We start from the raw sequence: 21813 nt of genomic DNA, 5'->3' as shown, positions 1-21813 counted from the left end.
GACGATGTCAAGCCCTATGGGTTTTTGCCAGGATGGTTGGGGCAGGAGAGATGAATATTTGCTACTTATGTTCTGAATACCCAACGGTGTCATCTGCGGGACACGGCGGAGTTGGAACATCCGTGCAGATTCTGGCAAGGGGTCTGTGTGCGCGCGGCCACAAAGCCTTCGTAATGGGTATGGGGGCGCAAGACGGTGAGTGGACTGACATGGGGGTCAAGATAACGTATTTGAGGGCTTCACGGTTGCCAAAGCTATCAGCAGTAACGAATATCCTAAGAGCAAGAAGATTTCTGAAGAAGGTCATTTCAGGCAATTCAATTGATCTAATTGAGGCAACCGAGAGCAACGCCGCGTTTCTCCCGTTTGACGTGCCTAGACCCAAGGTGATCAAGCTTCGTGGGAGCCACCGTTTTCACACGTTCTACGGAGGTGTGAGGCCGCGCTGGTCGCGGGCTGCGCTTCAGGACTGGGCTCTGAGAAAGCCAGACGCGCTGGCAGCAATAAGCAGGTTTGTGCTTGAAGAGACGATCCGTCTGGCGAGATTGCGGCCCAAGCTAACACGCGTGATCCCCAACGCCGTCGATACCATTCTGTTCTGCCCTGGGGGTGCTTGCTGCGCTGAGCCAGACCTTATCGTCTTCGCAGGAACTCTGTATCAACTGAAAGGAATCGATAAACTCGTCGACGCAATGCCATTTGTTCTCAGGAAGAGACCGAACGCTAGACTGATTGTTGCGGGCCGAGAGCCGCTGCCGGGGCGAGGGATGTTTAGCCAGTCTGAGCTCGAGGCCAGAATGGACAAGTGGGTTCGACCGAGAGTAGAGTTTACTGGCTTCTTCCCACACGATCGCCTGAGGGACTTATTCGTAAGGGCAGCAGTTTGCGTGTTCCCTTCCATTATGGAGACCTTCGGCAACGTTGTGATTGAGGCGATGGCCTGCGGCAAAGCGGTCGTGGCGAGCAGGACGGGACCCGGTCCAGAGATCATCGAGGACGGCGTAAGCGGCCTATTGTGCGACCCCTATGATCCGGCCGACATCGCCAACAAGATTCTCGAGGTTCTGGACAATCCAGACCTTGCGGAGCGACTCGGCCAGAATGCGAGAAAGAGGGTTTTAGAGAATTTCTCCGCGGACATCATCGTCCAGAAAAACATCGCGTTCTACGAAGAGTGCATTGAGCGCTTCAAGAGAAGCGAGACCGACCGGCAGCGGATGTTCTTCAGGAGATGCTTTCGATGAGGCTATTGGCGACGACGCACGTTCCGCATTGGCAGGCTGGAAACCGGGTTATGAGCTCCGGCTATTTCGTGCGCGATCTTAGGATATTTGGCGATTTCTTTGACGAAGTTCACATCTGCGCGCCGGTGTCGAAAGAGCCGCCGCCGGATGACATCACCGCTTACAGTGTCGGGTATAGTCTAACGGATTGCCCAGTCGTCCGCGGGTCAGACCTCTGGTCGAGGCTGCGGCGAGTTTGGGGAATGCCAGGAAATGTTTTGCGAATCCTGCGCGCGATGCGAGGTTGTGACGCAATACACATCCGCGGGCCAGAGAATATGGGTATCTTCGGCGCGATTGCATTGTGGTTCACCAAGAAGCCGCGATGCGCAAAGTACGCGGGCCAGTGGGAGGGCTATGAGGGCGAGCCGGTCGCGAACAGGATTCAGCGATGGCTATTGTCGAGAAGAGGCTTCGGCGGGCCGGTGACTGTCAACGCCGCCTGGGAGGGGAATCGGGGCCACATCTATTCGGTGTTCAACAGCAGCATCAATCGCTCTGATCTCGATCGAACGGCCGAGATTGCGGCATCAAAGAGACTGTCAAGCCCCATGCGCTATCTATTCGTGGGACGGCTGAGCGATATGAAGGCGCTCAACGTCCTCATGCAGGCCCTTGCCAGGATAGACCTTAGCCCTAGGCCCGCGCTTTTCATCGTCGGCGACGGGCCTTTGAGGCAGGAGACTGAGCGGCTGGTTTCAGAGTTACGTTTGGATTCACAGGTCGTTTTTCACGGGTGGCTGCCGCCGGCTGAACTGCGCAAGCATTATGAACAGTCCCACGTCCTTGTCCTACCTTCACTATACGGTGAGGGTTGGCCAAAAGTAATTAACGAGGCAATGCTTTACGGACTCCCATGTATCTCAACATCAATAAGTTCTATCCCAAAAATCCTTGGGGACAATGAAAGAGGATTATTGGTCAAGCCGCGGGACGTTGATGCTCTGACTGACGCAATGACGCGCCTCGCCTCGGACGAGGAGCTTTACGCCAGGCTGTCCCGCGCGGGCAGAAAATGGGTAGAGAATAAGACTCGCGAGGACCTGATGATTTGGATCAAGAAGATTCTCGAGGAGTCGTGGGGGCTGGAACTCAAGAAATTGGACTGGATGTAGAATGAGGATGCGTGAGACTGCCATGAGCGATAACACAGCGAAGATCAAGGTGATGCACCTCGTCGGAACGCTGGCGCTCGGGGGCATCGAACGGCTCGTGACAGATATGTGCCGTGTGCTGGCGAATAAGGGCAGATACGATCTGTCGGTATGTTGTGCTCTTGAAAGAGCCGGGCCTTTTCTGGAAGACATTCTCAAGCTGGGAGTTCCTGTGCATGAATGCTCAATCAGAAAACGAGGCCTTGTTGGTTTCACAAGAGATTTCAAGCATCTATTGAACACGGTTCGACCCGATATTCTGCACAGTCAGGTGAACTGGTCGGTGCTTTGGCAAATAATGGCGGCCAAGCGCGCACATGTCCCGTCGATTATGATGACACAGCAGAATACTTTTGCGCCCAATGCCCTTCAAAGAGCTCGCCAGAGGGCCTATGAGATTGTATGCAGACCATACATCGATATTAGAACGGCCGTCTCGGACTCTGTGGCCGCGAACATGGCATCCAATCTCTGGCGCAGGAGGAAAGATATCCTCGTGATTCCCAACGGGGTTGACCTCTCAGTCTTCAATGACGGCAAGATTCAAAGTGCCGAGGCGAAGAGACTGATTGGTTTTGGAAAAACGCGGATCGTGGGAACCGTGGGGAGCCTCTCTAGACAAAAGGGCCATAAGTATCTTGTCGAGGCGGCTCGCCTGGTTATTGATGCAGGCATTGATTGCCGTTTCGTTGTTGTTGGCAATGGTTCACTGAGGGAGCCTCTCGAAGAGCAGGTTAAAGGGCTAGGGCTGACTGACAATTTTGTATTTCTTGGGGCTCGTCGAGACATACCTCGCGTGCTTCGAGCGATGGACGTCTTCGTCCTTTCTTCATTATGGGAAGGGCTGCCTATAGCTCTGGTCGAGGCGATGGCGGCAGGATTGCCCTGCATTGGAACGAAGGTTAGCGGAATAACCGAGGTGCTTGATGAGGGGAGTGCTGGAATTCTTGTGCCACCGAAAGCCTCTAGGGCGTTGGCTGATGCTTTAGTTCAAGTGCTTTCAGATGATGAGCTGGCCGAGCGACTCCGCGCGGCGGTTAAGGAGCGGGCAAAGGACTTCAGCATTGAGAGCTGCGTGGCGAGATACGAAGAGCTTTATCAAAGGTTGTTGAGCAAGAATGGCAGGTATCCCGCTAAGAAGGCTCACATAGCGCTGCACACACCTGGTAAGAGGCAGCCACCGAGAGAGAGTGTTTCATGACGAAGTCAATGGTTGGTGGTCCAAGAAGTCAAGCCATTACAGTTGCTGGTGTGACAATTCTGGCCTTCCTGGGACTCGCGGCGCTTGGCATCAAATATGTAGCCACTGGGACTATTCCTGGGCTGTTTGTCGTTTCCATATTGGGCCTGGGTCTTTTCATTCTTGTGCTAGCTAGGCGAACTGCGGGCCTAGCGTTGCTCGCTTTGTCCTACGCATATTGCTTGCCGATTACCTACTATTATTTTCTCGGAGAGCATCCCATTCGCGCCTATGACATAATGGGATCGGCGCTCATCGTGGCCTATCTAGCGGATTTCGCCGTTGGCAAGCGGCTAAGAATACCCGAAACTCCCATAAGCCGTCCCCTTTTCTTTTTTGTGGCGTTTTGCCTATTCAGCACCGTGATCACTGCCCTGAGAACTAGCTGGCTCGCATTTCCGATGTCTGGGATTCGCTGGTATAGGTTACTCACGTATGCACTCGGATTCGTCTTTGTATTATCGACAGTTAAGACGCGAAGGCAAGTTAATGTCCTGCTTAACATTTTCTTGCTGGGAGCGCTTGTGCAAGGCCTGCTCTCCACACTCCAATCCTTGGGGGTGGTGGGCCCTTTCTGGGACTATGATGTTTACGGCTACAGTCCCTCCTCCTACGTGGGAACCATGTCGCCTCACCACTTGCACCTCAGGTTGTATCTGATCTCAGCTCTGGTCGTCTTGGTGGCCAAGATTAAATCCTCGAGGTCGAACTGGATGAGGCTAGGGCTGGCTGCGTGTTCCGGACTTCTGATTTACCCTCTTTTCAACGCGCATTCCAGAACCGCCATCTTGATGTTCGGCGTCTATTCGGCGGCCACGCTATTGTTTTCCCGGAGAAGGGCTTTTGCATTTGCAGGAATTGGGATTGGGGCATTGCTGCTTTTCTTAGTTTTTGGTAGCGAGCCGTTTGAAATAGGCCAGCAGCAGGTTCAGAAACAAGTAGATAAGGTTAGGACGAAGACAGGAACCGATGTTACGAGGCTCAGCCGAAGCCGAATGCACATATACACTGAGAATTATCCCCGCTGGCTGCGAGAAGACCCAGCCATGATCGTGGTAGGCAAAGGTTTTGAGCACGGCTTCGGAGGCGCACACAACTGCTACATGCATCTCGTCATCGATCAAGGTCTTCCCGGGCTGCTTATCTATCTCTGGCTTCTGTTAAAGATCTGGAAGACCGGGAGCGATGTTGCAAAGCACTCTCCTTCCGCTGAAGGAAGAATCCTTGCGAATGAGTTCTTGTGCCTGTTCGTTGCGATCCTTGTCGCAAACCTGTTCAACGAAGTTCTCTATGTGCGCCGCGCTCTTTATAGCTACTTTGGCCAGTTCCTGTTTCTGACCGCCCTCGTCGTGCATCCGCTGTGGCTGAAGGACGAGCAATCCTCCGAAAAGCCCTCACACCGAAAAACCGCCCTTCGGAGCCGGATTGCAGGAGGTCGTAATGTCTAGAGAAGTCTGTCCAATCTGCCAAGGCGCGGACCTGCAGCTCCGTGAGAAGGAGACCGAGCTGTGGAGTATTCCGTCTCCTGGGCAGATTGCGGTCTGTAGCAGCTGCGGATTCCGGTTTGTCGTGAACCCCGCCACGGAGTTTGTGAATCTGAAGCACTACGAAGGTGAGGAGTATCACAAGCACCACGGCGACAAGAGGCTATTCTTCCGACAGCGCCTGGAGGAGCTTTTAAGGCTTGCGCCGGGGCGAAAGATACTCGATATTGGCTGCGCTACGGGCCAGTTTCTCGAAGTAGCAAGCGAGGTGGGGTTCGATGCATTCGGCGTGGAACCGACTGAATACGCCGCTGGTGTCGCAAGGAGCCGAGGATTGAACGTCCATCACGGTTTCGTGAGCGATCTTCCTGACGGTGAGTATGATGTGGTTCACTCAAACCACGTCCTTGAGCATATTCCCGAGCCCGTGGTCTTCATGAAAGATGTAGCGAGAGTTCTCAAGCCCAACGGGATTGCTTGCATCGAGGTCCCGAACGAGTTCGACAACTTGCCTTATATCCTCAACAGAATTATGGGGACACGCAAGCCACGAGCCGTCCCCTCGCCTCATGTCAGCTTCTTCGATATCCGGTCGCTCAAACAGATTTTCGCGCGGGCAAACCTAAGGCTGCTTCAGTGGGAGACCCATACCGAGCTCGCGCCACGGGGCCTCATAAACAGCATTCGCTTCTTTCCCAACAACGCGGTTAGGCGCCTCGGCGATCTTCTGAAGAAAGGGCGTAACACAGTTTGCTTGGCTAAGAAGGAATAGAGTTCGGCGGTTATGGCCAAAGCAATCAAGAGACCAATAAGAGTAGCGATCCTTACCGGGCAGTTGAGCAAGGGAGGCGCGGAACGAGAGCTATACAATTTCCTGAAGGGCTTCGACCGCTCGCGGTTCTCGATAAGGGTAGTCCTGCTGAATCCTGGCGGCTACTGGGTCAAGCCCATCCGTTCACTGGGGATAGAGGTCGTCGAGCTGCCTGAGTCTGTGAAGGGAGTGCTGCGCAGGACACTTCACCTCACGCGGCTCTTGCGCCGGCTCGAGTGCGACATCTGTCACTCTTGGAACTTCTACACCACGGCCTACGCGGGCGTTTGCGGTCGGCTGGCCGGAGTTCCCATCAGGATGGGTTTCTTGCAGGATCAGCCTGAATTCGTGCTGGACGCAATGGGCTGGAAAGCAAAGCTGATCTTTCGTTGCGTTGATGCCGTTGTCATCAATTCCGAGATTGCGGCGAAGAGCGCGACCAAGCTGGGACTCAATAATGTCCCGATGCTAGTTGTCCACAATGCGGTCGAGGCGCCAGAGTCGCTGAATCGGGACGAGGCGAAAAGACATGTGAATAGTCAGTCGGCGATACCAGAGAGCGCGCAATTGATAGGCACAGTTGGGCGCCTCGTTCCCAAAAAGAACCACAGGATGCTTGTCAAGGTCATCGAGAGGCTATCGAGAGAGTATCCGAATCTCTATGCGATGTTCGTTGGGGATGGAGAGTTGAGAAAAGAAACTGAGGCGTTAGTGCGTGCTGCGGGCTTGTCTGAGAGGGTGGTGTTCACAGGCACGCGAGATGATGTGGAGCGGATTCTCCCAGCGTTTGACGTGTTCTGCTCGTCCTCTAACAGCGAGGGCCTGGCAAACGCGATTCAGGAGTCGATGGCGGCTGGGGTCCCCGTGGTCGCTACCGAAGTTGGGGGCATCCGCGAGCTGATCGATGACGGTGAGAATGGTTTCATTGTGCCCTCGGGAGACGTGGACGCTATGATTGAGAAGGTCAAGCTGTTGCTTGATTCCGCCGAGCTGAGGCGCAAGATCGGGATGGCGGGGCGTGAGAAGATGATGCGCGAGTTCACGGTCGAGAAGATGGTTGATACGCTTCAAAACGTGTATATCGAGATGTTAAAAAGGAAGGGCTACGAGCTGTAATGGCCGATGCGCCAGGGGTGGGTTGCTCCAGTGTAACAATCATCTGTAGTTACCCGCCGCCGTATGCGGGGATGGCCATTTATGCAGAGCGGTTGTCGGCGTATCTCATTGCAGGGGGCTTCGAGTGCAAGGTGATCGACGTTGGCCGCGACAAGACGAGGGGCAAGGCCGAGCACGTTCTCAGGCCGTTGGGGGGGCGAGTGCTGAAATACTTTTCTGCGATGTGGCTGCTGTTACGGCATCGCGCCGACGTAGTCCACATCAACTGCTCAAGCTACGGCAATTTCTGGGCCAGCCTGCTCTTGGGAGCTTTCGGCAAGATAGTCGGTCGAAAAGTCGTGCTCACAGTGCATGGCGGCAGTTTCCCCGGGCGAGTGCGCGGCTTTGGCCTCATCAAGAGAACGAACGCACGGGTCGGCCTTCACTTCCCAGACGCTTTGATCTGCGTTAATGAGCGGATTGAGGCCGCCGTGAGATCGCTTGGCGTGCCTCAAGAGAAGGCGAGCCTGATTCCCGCGTTCTGCCTGCACTATCTGTCCGATACCGTGGATAGGGCGCTGCTTCCGAAGGCCGTTGTTTCGTTCTGTGAGACTCACAAGCCGGTCCTCGTTTCGGGGATAACTCTGGAGAGCGTTTATGGCTGGCAGACGCTGGTCGAGGCGGTTGACATGCTTAGGGCGAGACTCCCTAAGGTTGGGCTGGTGATCATGGGCGAGGGCGTAGATGCCGATAAGTGCGCCGAGATGATAGCTGCAAAAGGGCTATCCGAGCGCGTGCTCATGACTGGGGACCTGCCTCATCCAGTTGCGCTAACCATTTGTAAGGAATTCGCCGATGTAATGATCAGGCCGACGTTGGTTGATGGCGATTCGTCGTTTGTTCGGGAGGGGATTGCGCTTCAAAAGCCCATGGTGGCGAGCGACACTGACTTTCGCCCAGAAGGCGTGATACTGTTCAAGAAAGGAGACGCCGAGGACCTTGCGGAGAAGGTCGAATATGCGTTAGCTCGTAAGGAAGAGATCGAGGCGCAATTGAAGGAGATAGAGCACCTGGATTACTTCGCCGAGACAGTCAAGGTGTACAAGCGCTTGCTTCAGCAAAAAGGCGTGAAGAGAAAGAGTAAACCGGCAAATGACTGACATGCAGCAGCGAGTCTATAATCGGCTGCCTGTTTGGGGGCAGAATGTGGCGGTCTCGGCATACGGGCTGGTGATCAGGCATAGGCGATACGGCGGCGAGTTTCAGCGTTATTTCCACGAGTTGATGGACAGCCAGTGGTTCAGCAAGGATGAGATTGAGGCGCTTCAGACGAGGAAGCTGCGCGAGATCGTCAGATGGGCATACGAGCAGGTGCCGTATCAGAAGAGACGATTTGATGAGGCGGGGATTGACCCGTACAAGGTTGAGTCGATAGAGGACCTGGCAGAGCTGCCGATAATGACCAGCCAGGACCTGAGGCGACTGGACAAGGAACTGGTCGCTAGAGGAGTGAAGGGCAGGCTTTACAGAACGTATTCCAGCGGCACGACGGGAACGCCAACGTGCACGTATGTAACGGCGGATGACCTACGGCGCAATGCGGCGTTCCTCGCCAGGGCCAGAGCTTGGGCAGGACTTCCGGTTGGAAGGCACAGGATGGCTACATTCGGGGGGCGTATCGTCGTTCCTGCGCAGCAGGCAAGGCCTCCCTTCTGGCGCTACGATGTCTTCTCAGACAACTGGCACTTCTCATCTTATCATCTGAGCGAGAGAAACTTGCCGCATTACTGCCGGCAACTAGCGAAGATAGATCCAATCCACATACGGTCCTATCCTTCCGCCATCTACACCGTAGCATTCTTCATGCGGGACCACAGCATCTCTGATATTCGGCCAAGAGCCATAGTCACAAGCGCCGAGACACTGCTTGAACATCAGCGACAGGTCATTGAGGAGCAGTTCGCGTGCAACATCCACGACGAATACGGCTGCAACGAGATGGCAGTTTTCGCCACTCAGTGCGAGCACCGCTCATACCATATCTGTCCTGAATATAGCTGGGTGGAAGTTCGGGGCTCAAGCGACTACAGCCCTGACCAGACTGAAGGCACCTTGACCTGTACCTCGTTTGTGAACTTCACTGTGCCTCTGATTAGATATAGGATGGCTGACGCCATAAGTCTATCAAGTGATCGGTGCGATTGCGGGCGAGAAATGCCGGTGATAAAGCAGATTTGCGGTCGAGAAGATGACATTGTTACTACACCCGATGGTAGAAAGGTCGGTCGGCTAGACCCTGTTTTCAAAGGAACAAACGGGATCAAGGAGGCCCAAATAGTGCAGGAAAGCCCTGATCACATAACTGTCAGGGTTGTCTGGGCGCAACAGGAAACTGGACGGCAGAGAGCGATAATAGCATTTCTTAGGAATCAGCTCCAGCAGAGGCTAGGGGAGGCCGTTCACATAGACTTTGAGGAAACGAGACAGATTGAGAGGACACGCTCGGGCAAGTTTCGGGCGGTGATATCAAAGGTCCCGAATAGGCAAATCGAGCTGATCGACTCGGAATGGTCAAGTTAGCCATCGAAGGAGGCGAACCAACCAAGTTGTTGATGTTCGCGGCGATCGGGACGCCCGACGGAAAGCCGCGATTGCTGAGATTCCCACCTGGCGAGGCACCAGAATACGATCGCAGTGTTAGCACGCATCAGGCGATTAGGAAGTGTAAGTACTTTCCGAAGGGCTGGCAGCTTGACCTTGTGATACTGACACCATTCAACCTATCAACACGACGCGGGCTGAAGAAAAAGCTCGAATCCTTGGCCATGATAGCCCGCATCGGCCGACTCGCCTTCTGGGCCTGCCGCAAGTATGATGTGCTAATCTGTGGGCAGGTAACCATGGTATCTATTTGCCTGGGTCTCTTTCAACGGTTGCTGTTTCTACATCGTCCAGTCCTGATTGTGCGGGAGTTCATGCTCGGAGCATACAAAGCGGGAACGCCGAGCTGGTTCCGCCTAGCGCTTATAAAGTTCATCTTCAAGGAGGTTGCCCTCATCGTATGTTCCTCACACACTGAGGCCGAGCATTACTGCGAGCTGCTTGGTTGGCCATCTTCCCGCGCAGTGTTTCTGCACCTTCCGTCGCTCCGTCCGCACCTTCGCCCCAAATCGACTTCTGAAGCTCCGTTCATTCTGTCTGCTGGCCGCACTGGCAGGGATTATGGGACGTTACTTCAGGCTGTGAAGGGCCTAGAACTCAAGGTCACGTTAGTATGTAGCCCGAAGAATCTTGAGGGCCTCGAGATTCCAGATACCGTTCAAGTTCGATATGATATTTCTAGAACAGAATATGAGTCTCTAGTCGAGTCATGTACTTTTCTGGTCATTCCATTGGTCAAAGCAAACTGCTCAGCAGGTCAGCGGGTAATCGAGGCAGCGATGAGTTGCGGCAAAGCCGTGATCGCGACCAATACTGCAGGAACTGAGGACTATATCATCAATGGCGAGACTGGTATCCTTGTTAAACCGGACGACGTCGGGGCGATGAGAAGCGCTGTCTGGAGCCTTTGGGAAGATACTGAACTACGGGAGCGACTGGGCAAGCTCGGGAGAGAGTATGCCCTGAGGCACTTCTCGGATGAGGCGTATGCCGAAGGTTTTTTGAATCACTTGAAGAAGATATTAAGCGTAAAAAAGGCCTGAGCTCTCACGCGGAAAGCAGACATTATACCGATGAGTAATAAGGACGCTAACGAACCACTTGTGTCGGTAATCGTGCCCATAAGGAATGAGGCGCGGACTATTCGCCGGTGCCTCGAGGCAATTCTTGCTCAGGATTATCCGGCGGAGCGCTATGAGGTGATTGTGGTTGATGGGATGTCGGATGACGGGACGCGGCAGATAGTCCAGCAGTTCTGCAACGCGGACGGGAGGGTGAAGATGCTGGATAATCCCGCGAGAATCGTGCCTCACGCCATGAATATCGGGATTGAGGCGAGTCGAGGCGAGATAGTTGTGCGACTTGATGGCCACGCATTCGCTAGTCCGGATTTCATTATGAGGTCTGTGGAAGCGCTTTTGGCGCACGATTGCGAATGTGCAGGGGGTAGAATAATCTCGATCGGGGTGGACACTTGGTCGAATGCAGCCTCGCTCGCCATGAGCTCAGTTTTCGGTGTGGGCAATTCTCCCTTCAGGTGCTCTGACAAGCCCGGTTACGTCGATACCGTGGCGTTTGGGGCTTACAGAAAGGATGTGTTACAAGCGGTCGGCAAGTTCGACCGGGAATTGGTGCGCTGCCAGGATGATGAATACAATTATCGGTTGAGAAATAAAGGATACAAAATATATTTCGATCCAGCTATCAAGACCGAGTACCTCTGTAGGTCAACTTTCAAGTCCTTGTTCAAACAGTATTTCCAGTATGGCTACTGGAAGGTGAGAGTGCTGCAGAAACACCCAAGAATGATGCAGCCGAGGCAGTTTGTCCCACCGGTGGCGGTATTCATGCTGATAGTGCTGGGCGCCTTCAGTTTCGCCTGGCGAACGCCGGCAATCGTCCTGGGGGTGCTCTCGGTGCTCTATGCCGCGCTCAGCATCAGTTTCTCGATAAGGATAGCCAGCAGCAAAGGCTGGAAGTTCCTGCTAATTCTGCCGATTATCTTTGCCACGCTGCACTTCTCATACGGGTCCGGTTTTTTGTGTGGCCTGGTGCGCTTCGCAGGAGCCTGGAAGCATGAAGAGTGAAAAGGAGCGGATTGAGGCGGTTTACTCCCGCTATGGGGAAGACAGTCGCTATAGACATCGATGGGGCGGCGGGCCGGGCAACGCCATGATTAGCCAGCGGCGCCGGGAACTGCTTATCGGATTGCTTCGCAAGTGTTTCCCGGACTTCGCCAAGGTCCGGGGCCTCGACGTGGGGTGCGGCTCTGGCTGGCATTAGAGCCATCTATGATGCCCCTGACGCCTTCAGTATCAGTCGATTACCTTGAAGTCGTCGAACGCACGGCGGGCCCTGTTCCAGCCCTCGGATTTTGGCTTGTCAGAGAGCAAGTGTTCGGCGGCGGCCTTGCCCATCATCACGGAGTGGTGGAAGTTGTTGTGCGCAAAAAGCCCCTGCCGGCCAAGCGTTATCAGGTTTTCGATTGGGTCAGCCCAGTCCAAGACGGTCTGAAGGTGCTCTTCGTAGCCGAGCGAATAGACGGGATATGCGAACCTCACCCGTCGCGTAAACCAGTAATCCACGTCCTTAAGAGCGATTAGCCCCAGACGCCGCAGCGATTCCTTGACCGTCTGAAAGACCTCCTCGTCGGTGAGTCGCCAGAATCTGTCGGCCACATCGCAGCTGATGTCGGCGCAGAGGAGAGTCTTGCCCGCTGGCGCCATCTCTGGGCTGAAGTTCTTCTGCTCTGAGATGCGATTGAAGAGAATGTCGCCGGAGGGGAAGTAATAAGCATCCTTCTCGCCGACTCTCTCTTTATTCAGGACGACATAAAGCAGCACCAGCGACCTTGTTTTGAGCGACGCGGCGGCCTGATGGGCAGGATTGGAGCGCGGCAGGCAGAGCGACGTGAGCGACTGAAGCGGGATGGTCGAGAATACGAAGTCGGGCTTCAGCGTGTGCTTCTGCTTTTTTGCTATATACTCCAGCTGCCCTATGCGAGCGCCAGAAAGCGCAATCTTCTTTGGCGAGGCGTCGAGGATTATTGAGGCGCCGGCCTTTCGGACCTCATCTGCGAGCGCCTCGCATGTCTGCCCGAATCCAAGTCGGGGGTAGAGGAATGTGTCCGGATTGGCAGTGTTCGCCGTCTTCAGGTTGAGGGCGTTTTTGGCGATCTCGAGCAGACTCTTAGCCCCCACACGGCGCCTCGCCTGTTCTGGCGACATCAGAGCGGGCGAGATGCCAAAGACCTTCGTTGTGTATGGCTTGTAGAAGAGCTCGAACATCGCCCTTCCGAATCGGCTCACAAGGAGCGTTTCTGACGTTTCCTGGTTCTGTGGGGCCGAGGCGGGGAAGAGCTTCTGCTTGCCGAAGCTTGCCAGGAGCCTGGCGCCCTTGAGCCAGCCCACGGCCGAGGCGATCTGAGCGAGGCGCAGGGGATATTCTACCATGTGTCCCGAGAGGCATATCGCGCCTCGTCTGGGCCTGGTTAGGAGATCGCTACCGAGAAGCGACCTTAGCAGCGAGAGAGTCTCGGCATCGCACGCAGGATGTATTCTGTGGCTGCCAAAGTCGAACAGCGTGTCATCACGGCGCAGCGTGGCGGCGATGCCGCCCACGAATTTCTCCTTCTCCAGGAGCGTTATGTCGTTGAAACCGCCCTTGCAGAGATAGTAGGCAGTAGCAAGGCCCGCGGGTCCTGCACCTAAAATGACAACCGATTTGGACAACGTGCCTCTCCTTTGGTTGATATTCTCACTGGGAGCATACTAGAGGTCGCGTGGAGTCAAAAGATATTCCTTCAGGCAAGACCGGGCCTGCCTGGTCGTGCTTCTAGATTGTAGGTGAACTTTTGCACTCAACTAGGCAGCGTTTTAACCTGGTGATATAGGAGGCTCTGATTATCCTAGCACCCGAATTCATTCGGGTGGCTTGAGAAGGCGAGGCGCCTCCTCCTCCCTCCCGGAATGCCTGTGTGAAGGGAAGAGATGAGGAGAGCGCCGGCGTGCCGCAGGCCCCCCGAATGAATTCGGGGGCTAGCATTATAGTAGCCCTTCTGGATCGCCTCGACTGAAGTCGGGCGATGAGTCAATGTTCAACTCACGCGTTCGCAGACCGCGACCTGGGCGGCATTTATGCCGACCCCATGACACAAGCGCAACATTACCTACAATCTTGGGTCAAGCCACCTGCCTGGTCGTGCTTTGAGGTTTTGGGATATGTGCAATAGTATTCTCGGCATGAAACAGAGAAGGTTTCTAGTCATAAAACTTGGCTCGATCGGGGACGTTGTCCACGCGTTGCCAGCGGTTCATCAGCTCCGAACACACTATCCTGATGCAGTGATAGATTGGCTCATAGAGCGGAAATCAGCCCTAGTTCTCGACGGTAACGTGGACATCTCTTCAAGGATTGTTATCGACACGAAGCGCTGGCGTCGCGATCTCTTCTTGCGGCCTTTGAAAGTGTTGTTCGAGATTCGGCGGCTGGTGGACCATCTCAGGAGCGCTAGATATGACGCCGCTATTGATCTTCAAGGCCTTCTCAAGAGCAGTGTGTTGGCGTGGCTGTCCAAATCCCGACTGAGATTCGGCTTTCCGAGTCGTGAGTGCCGGGAGCGATTGAGCGCACGATTCATCAATCGCAAGTGCTGGCACGCCGTTGATGTGCAGCATGTTGTTGAGAAGCTCTGCTCAATCATCTGGTGCGTTGCGGAGGAGCTCGGCGACGTCGAGCCGGTGCCGAAGGCCGACTTTTGCCGTGGGGCACGAGGGGGCATCGTGGTAAGTGACGGCGCTCGGCGTGCGATCCGCGATTTTCTTGGCGAGAAAGGCGTGCGAACAGATGACCTGCTCATTGGTCTTAATCCGTGCGCTGGGTGGGAGACCAAGCGTTGGGGCGGGCTGAATTTCGCGAGGGTCATACGAGCTCTTATGGACACGGACCTCGGCCGCCGAATGCGATTCGTTCTGCTTTATGGGCCTGGGGAGAAGCAGTATGCCGAGGAGATACTGCAAGCGTTAGGGCAAGACGCGGACGACGATGTGTTCTTTGCGCCGCCTGTCGGCATTTCCAGACTTTGCGCACTTCTTGAGGCGTGCGATGTCGTCGTGTCAGGAGATACGGCTGTGCTTCATATCGCCGCCAACCTCGGTCGGCCAACTGTGGCGCTCTTTGGGCCTTCAGACCCCGCGAGAAACGGCCCGTTCGGGAATCCTTCGGCAGTGTTTCAACACGCGATGGCCTGTGGACCTTGTTACAAGCGCAGGTGCAAGAGTATGGCCTGCATCAAGAACATATCGCCGGTGAAGGTGGCGGCAGCCGTTGAGCGGCTGTTGACATGAGATTGGTCTATGACTGAGGGGACATCTCCGAGCTATTCGGGTCGGCGTGATGACATGTGGGGATTTGACGAGGGAATCCGTCAGGAGGGCTACCGGCGAATCGCGGGCGTGGATGAGGTTGGTCGGGGCTGTCTTGCCGGGTCTGTTGTTGCCGCAGCGGTTGTCCTGCCGCACGAGTTCAACGACAGTCGAATACGGGACTCAAAGCAGCTGAGCGCCTCGGCCCGTGAGTTTTTATTTGACGTCATTACCAAAAACGCCGTGAGCTATGGCGTCGGCGTTGTGGGACCGGAGACGATAGACTCGATCAACATCCTGCGGGCGGCGCTGATGGCGATGGCCCAAGCCGTCCAAAATCTGAATGAACCGCCTGACATCGTCCTCGTGGATGGAAATCAAAGGATGCCGGGGGCGGTCCAGCAAGTAACCGTCAAGGGCGGCGACAACAAGAGCCTCTCGATCGCCAGCGCCTCGATCATCGCGAAGGTATATCGGGACCGGCTGATGTGCGAGCTCGAAATGGAATATCCTGGCTACGGTTTTGCGAGCAACAAAGGCTACGGCAGCAGGGCGCATGTGGCCGCCCTGAACAGGTTCGGACCTTGCCCCGTGCATCGCAGGTCCTTCGCGCCGGTTCGTCGTGCGGCGGAGAGCCTGCCGGAGCTTCCGCTGCGGTGACGATAGGCAAGCGCCTATTCTGTCATATCGTAGCCGGATTATTGCTCGAAATGCGGTGGAACATAGGGGCTGTCCAAGAGGTTGGTGTTGAGTCGTAGGGGCGGTGCTTGCCCTGCCTTTCGATTATTGGGGCCCGCAGAATCAGAGAGGCTGGGGAGAGCGATTTCCCCCGGGCTTTCCCCGAGGCTTTACGTTCTTGGCTGCTTGAGCTATGATAATTGATGCCGTTTTGGGGCGGAGCTCGCTGTGTGAGCTCCGATGCGGTGTGAGAATCTGATGCGCATGGATGCGTGTTCCTGATTGAGGGAGTAACAACGATGCCTAAGGCGAGAAGCGGTCGTAGATGGTTGAGCGGGCTGCAAGTAATGGTTGCTATTTTCGTTGTGGCGGTCATTCCGTGTGCCATATTCGGCGCGGACAAGACAGAGGCTAAGGAGAGCGGCGCCAAGGTCCCGCCAAGAATAGAAGTCAGGCTGCCGGTGTTTGCTGGGCAGTGGTATCCAGCAGGAAAGGATGACCTCGCCGAAATGGTTGACGGGTTCATGGAGGCTGCGAAAGGTCTCCCAAAGGTCAAGGGTCGGCTGATTGGGCTCGTCTCGCCCCACGCCGGCTTCGTGTTTTCGGGTCCTGTGGCCGGGTATGGCTACAAGCTCCTTGCCGAGTCAGGCCAGAGGGTGAACACGGTGATAGTCATCGGGCCTTCGCACCGGTCCCCACTCGACGGGGTATCCGTCAACAATGTGCAGGACTACGAGACGCCGCTGGGTATCATAAAGAATGATAGGAAGCTCGCAGATGAGATAATCAAGGCGTCAGGCGGCGAGTTCCGATACGTCCCTCAGGCGCACGCTAGGGAGCATTCGCTCGAGTCGCAGCTGCCTTTCTTGCAGCGTTCGCTGAAGGGAGGCTTCAAGATCGTTCCAATACTGGTCAACCGTACGGCGTATTCTGCGAGGTTGGCCTCGGTCCTGACGAAGGTCATCTCTCAGCAGAAGGACGTCATCATCGTTGCCAGCAGCGATATGTCGCACTACCGTCCGTTCGACGAGGCATGTCAGATGGACCTTATGACGTTCGAGATGCTGAAGAGATTGGATGTGGTGGCGTTGGAGAAGAGGCTCAACAGCGAGGCGACCTGCTTGTGTGGCGGATCGGCGGTTCTGACTCTCGCGCAAGTTGCGAAGAGGCTTGGTGCAGGATCAATGATGGGCCTTAAGTATCTCAATTCGGGAGATACATCTGGACATAAAGGCGCTGTTGTGGGCTACTGTAGCGTTGCAGTTTCAATCCCAACGGGCAAGATCAGGCAAGAGGGTAGGAGCATTAGCATGAATGAACAGCTGAACGATAGCGAGAAGAAACAGCTGCTTGCTATCGCCAGGGAAACCATAAAGGAATACGTGAAGCACCATCGGGCGCTGACGGTCGAGGTTCAATCCGAGAGGCTCAAAATGAGGCGCGGAGCGTTCGTGACGATCAAGCGCCAGGGTTCACTCAGGGGCTGCATAGGTAGGTTTTCGCCGGTCTCGGAGCCGGTTTACAGGATAGTTCAAGAGATGGCGGTTGCGGCATCGACTCAGGACCCGAGGTTTCCGCCGATGAGCGTTTCTGAGACCGGAGACATGCAGATAGAGATCTCAGTTCTTTCGGACTTATCCAAGATTAGTAGCATTGACGAGGTCGAGGTTGGCGTTCACGGGCTTGAGATCGAGCGGGGCTCGTTCAGGGGCGTTCTGCTGCCGCAGGTGGCCACGGAGTATGGCTGGGACAGGACGACGTTTCTGGAGCAGACCTGCCATAAGGCCGGGCTTCCCAGCGATGCCTACAAGAAAGGCGCGACGATTTACGTGTTCACGGCGCAGGTTTTTGGCGACGAGGATTGACGAGCACTTCCGCTCAGAGCCAGGTTCCATAAAGGATAAGAGCGAGGATATCGAACAGTGAGAAGAGTGCTACGCGGGGTAACGACGGTCATATTGGTCGCTCTTTTTGCGGCGGTTGGCGTCGGCGTTGGCTCCAATCTTTCAACACATTTCAGGAATCTTTTCCTATATAACGAGGTGCTGAGCATCGTTCAGCACCGCTACGTGGAGAAGCAGGAGCCCTCGAAGCTGATCTTGGCCTCCATCCAGGGAATGTTGAGAAGCCTTGATCCGCACTCTCACATATTGAACAAGCTGATGAGCGAACAGCTGCGGCAGGACCAGAGGGGGAGCTTTTATGGGGTTGGCATCCAGTTCGACATAATTGGTGGGATATTGACGGTGATTGCGCCGATCGAGGGCACGCCGGCGTCCAGGGTAGGGCTGCTGGCGGGCGACCGCATCGTCAAGATAAATGGCGAGGATGCGCGGGGCATTACAACGATAGATGTGATAAAAAAACTTAAAGGCCCGGAGGGGACGAAGGTCACGATTACCGTGCAGCGAGAGGGCGTCCCGGAACCGCTGGTGTTCACAATCACGCGAGGCAGAATCCCAACATCCAGCGTTCCCTATTACTTCATGCTAGACGAGACAATAGGCTATCTCAGGCTCACGAGATTCGCCGAGACGACAGCGAGCGAGATGAGAAAGGGGATTCACGAGCTTGAGAAACAAGGGATGCAGGAAATGGTCCTCGACCTGCGCTACAACGGTGGCGGCCTTCTTAATCAGGCGATCGCAGTCAGCGACATGTTTCTTGATGCGGGATTGCCCATTGTCTCGACCAAAGGGAGGACCCCTAAGTCTGACCAGCTGGTTTTCGCGAGCAAGGAAGTTAAGCTGCCTCACATGCCTGTTATCATGTTGATCGATGACGGCACTGCTTCGGGAGCGGAGATCGTCGCGGGGGCAGTTCAAGATAACGACAGGGGCCTCATCGTTGGGATAAGGAGTTTTGGTAAGGGGCTGGTTCAAAGCGTTATCCAGCTGCCGCACAACTGGACGCTGGTGTTGACGACGGCGAGGTACTACACTCCTTCTGGCAGGTGCATCCAGAAGCCTTATTCGCAATACGGCAGTGGGTATCTGGCGGAGACGACAGAGGAGGAGAAGGAGAACCACGCCATCTATAGGTCTAGAGCAGGTAGGAAGTTGGGTGGGGGCGGCGGCATTTATCCGGACGTTGTTGTCAAATACACCGAACTTGGCAAGGGCTTTGAGAAGCTACATCGCAAGAACGTATTCACGCTGTTTGGTTTGCACTACGCGGCCACGCACAGAGATTTGGGCATGGATTTCAGCGTTACGGATGAGATGATCTCGGAGTTCCTCGCTTTTGCGGCTAAAAACGGCGTAGAGATCACTAAGGAAGAGCTCGTGGGCGAGAAGGAGCAGTACGTCAAGACCTACATCAGATGGCGCATCGTGCGCTCGCTGTGGGGCAACAAGGAGGCCGCCAAGACGTTCACGGCCATTGACGATCAAGTCCAAAAGGCGATCGAGCTGATGCCTGATGCACGAAAGATGCTCGAGCAGTCCTATCTCCCTTCGCTTAAGCATGGGGGCGAGCCAACGCCGTCGCCAGCGGCTGTGCCCGGCGCCGCCTCGCGGATGCGCTCGCTAGACATGCTGCTCTGAGCGACAGCCACCGCATCCCTCTGAGCCCCGAATGAACATCGCCATAGACGCCAGGAGGATAAGCGACCGCCACGCCGGGATGGGTGTCTATACTTTCAACCTCCTTCGCGCGATGGAGCGGATCGATACCAGAAATCAATACACTATCTTCTGCAATCCGCTGAAGACCAATAGGGTTGATTTCAAGAATCCCAACTTCAACACCTATGTGACCCCGATAACGATTGAGAATCACTTAGTCGGCGACTTCTGGCGCAACTTTTATCTGCCATACCGGCTTAAATTGGCCGAGACCGATGTTTTTCACGATCCTGGCTATTTCCTGCCGGTGGTCTCCGGCAGGTACAAGTCGGTCGTTACGGTGCACGACCTTGTGGTCTATACGTTCCCGCAGACTAACAGCAAGAAATACTTCTGGTACATGAGGCAGATGACCAAGATCGGCGTCGAAAAGGCCGACCTAATCATCGCCTTATCCTTTCACACGAAGGAGGACTTGATCCGCATACTGAAAGTCCCCGAGAGCAAGGTCAGGGTGGTCTATTCCGCTACAAATGAGCACCTCAAGCCCGTGACCGACCCAGCGGAGATCGTCGCGACTAGGGAGAAGTTCGGCATCGAGGGCCCGTATATCCTGTGCGTCAACACCATCGAGCCCAGAAAAAACCTGCCGAGGCTTCTCAGCGCCTATCATCTGTTGAAAACCGAGATGAACCTCGAGCACAAGCTCGTCGTTTGCGGGATGTTCGGCTGGCTTTATGGCGATGTGTTCACCACCATCAGGGAGCTTGGCCTTGAGGACTCGATAATTTTCACAAGCTACGTCAAGGATGAGGACTTACCCAGGCTGTACAGCGGGGCAGAGCTCTTTGTCTTCCCCTCGCTTTACGAAGGCTTCGGCCTACCTGCGCTTGAGGCGATGGCCTGTGGAGCGCCAGTCATCACATCAAGCTCGTCGTCGCTGCCGGAGATAGTGGGCGACGCGGCGATCCTGATCAACCCATACTCGATCGAGGAGCTCGCTGAGGCGATGTACAAGGTTCTGACAGACGAGTCGCTGCGGAGCAAGATGAGAAAGGATGGGCTGTCCCGCGCGTCGCTCTTCTCTTGGGAGAAGACGGCGTCCCAGACCTTGGGCATTTACGAGGAGCTTCACTCGGCCAAGAGGCCGGCGCTGCAAGTCTTTTTTGACGACACCTACCTAGATGCGATTGCCCAGCCGCGACCGGAGGTCTCGATAATTATCGTCAACTGGAATGTCAAACAGCTCCTGCTTGACTGCATCGACTCGATCAAGAGGACCATTGGAAGCCTGCCGCACGAGATAATCGTCGTCGATAACGCCTCGCACGACGGAAGCGTCGAGGCCCTAGGAAAGAGGTATCCCAACGTCAAGATCATCAAAAACCTCCGCAACGAGGGCTTCGCCGCCGCAAATAACCTCGCGGCGAGGCGCGCCATAGGCCGGCATGTTTGCTTTCTCAATCCGGACTCCATCGTGGAGCCGGGCGCGTTCCAGGCCATGATCGATGTCCTTGACGCCGACGACAGGATAGGTCTCGTAGGGCCGAAGCTGTTCAACGAAGACGGCTCTCTCCAGCCCTCAGCAAGGAACTTCCTCACAAACCTGAATCTCATGATGTCCCACCTTCTCTTCAAGCCGATCTTCTCGCAACGTGTGCGCGCCAAGCTCGTCTATGAAGACTGGGCCCACGACGAAACTCGCGAGGTCGATTGGCTCGTAGGCGCTTGCCTAATGCTCAAAAGAACCGCCCTGGAGCGGATCGGCCCGTTCGACGAGGGCTACTTCATGTTTCATGAGGACACTGACCTGTGCTACCGAACCAAGAAAGCCGGCTACAAGGTCTTCTTCGTCCACAACGCATGTATTACCCACTTCGGGGGCAAGTCCTGTGAGCAGAGATGGGGCGATTTCACCGTCCTGAAATACCTCGCCTCCAAACACATTTTCATCAGGAAGCACTACGGGCGCCTCGCCCTTTTTACGCACCGCGTCCTGATCATGGGTCTGGAGTTGCTGAGGCTTGCGGCGGCCCTCCTAAAACACCTCTTCTCGATGGCCAACAAGGATGAGACCAAGCGGGCGGTCAGTTTTTACAAGACCGCCGTTGCGCTCGAGCTCGGTTTCATAGACAGCCTCGATCTCGACAGGTTAGCAGGGGAGGCATCTGGGACCGGCGCCGAACGCTCATCCTGACGCCCTGTATGCGACCTCGCCGAAAATGGCCTTCACCGGGATAATAGCATTGGCCGTTCGGCCGAGCAGTTTTTGGACTGCGACGGCCTGACGGCACCATCTCATCGATCTCGCCTCATCGCCCGGCTTCAGCCGAGGCGATGCTTCTGGGCTACCATTGCCCTAACCCCCATTTTCAAATGGGGGATCCGGGGAGCCCGCCGCCTCTATATGCCCTTTACATAAGGATTCTCGAGAGGAGAAGCGGCTCGACGCCCTCCTCTCTCTTCTCTCCAGATGAG

17 protein-coding genes are annotated in these 21813 nt (G+C 55.3%); 16 read left to right on the top strand and 1 reads right to left on the bottom strand.

The window, feature by feature from the left end:
• The first annotated feature begins 50 nt into the window (after positions 1-50).
• The 11 genes from VM163_11790 to VM163_11740 are packed head-to-tail and all read left to right on the top strand — an operon-like array spanning position 51 to position 12011.
• Entirely contained in the window at positions 51-1244 is a 1194-nt protein-coding gene (locus VM163_11790) for a glycosyltransferase family 4 protein (protein ID HUT04557.1), read from the top strand.
• Positions 1241-2398 carry a glycosyltransferase family 4 protein gene (locus tag VM163_11785; GenBank protein HUT04556.1) on the top strand — a complete coding sequence of 386 codons (1158 nt, stop codon included), beginning with the start codon at positions 1241-1243 and terminating at the stop codon, positions 2396-2398. Before VM163_11790 ends, VM163_11785 begins: the two co-directional genes overlap by 4 nt.
• A gap of 22 nt (positions 2399-2420) precedes the next feature.
• Positions 2421-3638 carry a glycosyltransferase gene (locus VM163_11780; GenBank protein ID HUT04555.1) on the top strand — a complete coding sequence of 406 codons (1218 nt, stop codon included), beginning with the start codon at positions 2421-2423 and terminating at the stop codon, positions 3636-3638.
• Complete coding sequence (locus VM163_11775; protein ID HUT04554.1) at positions 3635-5125, top strand: hypothetical protein; 1491 nt, start codon at positions 3635-3637, stop codon at positions 5123-5125. The genes VM163_11780 and VM163_11775 overlap by 4 nt, the downstream gene beginning before the upstream one ends.
• Complete coding sequence (locus VM163_11770) at positions 5118-5933, top strand: methyltransferase domain-containing protein (protein ID HUT04553.1); 816 nt, start codon at positions 5118-5120, stop codon at positions 5931-5933. The genes VM163_11775 and VM163_11770 overlap by 8 nt, the downstream gene beginning before the upstream one ends.
• A gap of 12 nt (positions 5934-5945) precedes the next feature.
• Complete coding sequence (locus VM163_11765) at positions 5946-7088, top strand: glycosyltransferase (GenBank protein HUT04552.1); 1143 nt, start codon at positions 5946-5948, stop codon at positions 7086-7088.
• Positions 7088-8227, top strand: a complete 1140-nt coding sequence (locus tag VM163_11760) for a glycosyltransferase (protein HUT04551.1) — start codon at positions 7088-7090, stop codon at positions 8225-8227. Before VM163_11765 ends, VM163_11760 begins: the two co-directional genes overlap by 1 nt.
• A complete protein-coding gene (locus tag VM163_11755; protein ID HUT04550.1) occupies positions 8220-9647 on the top strand; it encodes a hypothetical protein in 1428 nt (475 codons plus the stop codon). Before VM163_11760 ends, VM163_11755 begins: the two co-directional genes overlap by 8 nt.
• The gene (locus tag VM163_11750; protein ID HUT04549.1) at positions 9635-10771 is read left to right on the top strand and encodes a glycosyltransferase family 4 protein; all 1137 of its coding nucleotides are present in this window, start codon (positions 9635-9637) and stop codon (positions 10769-10771) included. Before VM163_11755 ends, VM163_11750 begins: the two co-directional genes overlap by 13 nt.
• A 30-nt stretch (positions 10772-10801) precedes the next feature.
• Positions 10802-11815: a glycosyltransferase family 2 protein gene (locus tag VM163_11745; protein HUT04548.1), complete on the top strand. Its 1014-nt coding sequence runs from the start codon at positions 10802-10804 to the stop codon at positions 11813-11815.
• A complete protein-coding gene (locus tag VM163_11740) occupies positions 11805-12011 on the top strand; it encodes a hypothetical protein (protein HUT04547.1) in 207 nt (68 codons plus the stop codon). The genes VM163_11745 and VM163_11740 overlap by 11 nt, the downstream gene beginning before the upstream one ends.
• Positions 12012-12043: 32 nt before the next feature.
• On the opposite strand, the gene VM163_11735 is transcribed toward VM163_11740, so the two are convergent.
• A complete protein-coding gene (locus VM163_11735; GenBank protein ID HUT04546.1) occupies positions 12044-13459 on the bottom strand; it encodes an FAD-dependent oxidoreductase in 1416 nt (471 codons plus the stop codon).
• A 489-nt stretch (positions 13460-13948) separates the two neighbouring features.
• Between VM163_11735 and VM163_11730 the strand changes: the two genes are divergently transcribed.
• From VM163_11730 to VM163_11710, 5 genes are all read left to right on the top strand, one after another.
• Entirely contained in the window at positions 13949-15073 is a 1125-nt protein-coding gene (locus VM163_11730) for a glycosyltransferase family 9 protein (GenBank protein ID HUT04545.1), read from the top strand.
• 9 nt (positions 15074-15082) lie between these two features.
• Positions 15083-15751, top strand: a complete 669-nt coding sequence (locus tag VM163_11725; GenBank protein ID HUT04544.1) for a ribonuclease HII — start codon at positions 15083-15085, stop codon at positions 15749-15751.
• A gap of 317 nt (positions 15752-16068) precedes the next feature.
• The gene (gene amrB / locus VM163_11720; GenBank protein HUT04543.1) at positions 16069-17634 is read left to right on the top strand and encodes an AmmeMemoRadiSam system protein B; all 1566 of its coding nucleotides are present in this window, start codon (positions 16069-16071) and stop codon (positions 17632-17634) included.
• A 57-nt stretch (positions 17635-17691) separates the two neighbouring features.
• Positions 17692-19314, top strand: coding sequence for a S41 family peptidase (locus tag VM163_11715; protein ID HUT04542.1), 1623 nt, complete (start codon positions 17692-17694; stop codon positions 19312-19314).
• A 31-nt stretch (positions 19315-19345) separates the two neighbouring features.
• The gene (locus tag VM163_11710) at positions 19346-21532 is read left to right on the top strand and encodes a glycosyltransferase (GenBank protein ID HUT04541.1); all 2187 of its coding nucleotides are present in this window, start codon (positions 19346-19348) and stop codon (positions 21530-21532) included.
• Positions 21533-21813 lie beyond the last annotated feature (281 nt).

The organism is bacterium, assembly GCA_035527515.1.
Taxonomy (GTDB): domain Bacteria; phylum B130-G9; class B130-G9; order B130-G9; family B130-G9; genus B130-G9.
Note: the sequence above shows the minus strand (reverse complement) of the source record. Positions and strands in the feature narration are given on the sequence as shown.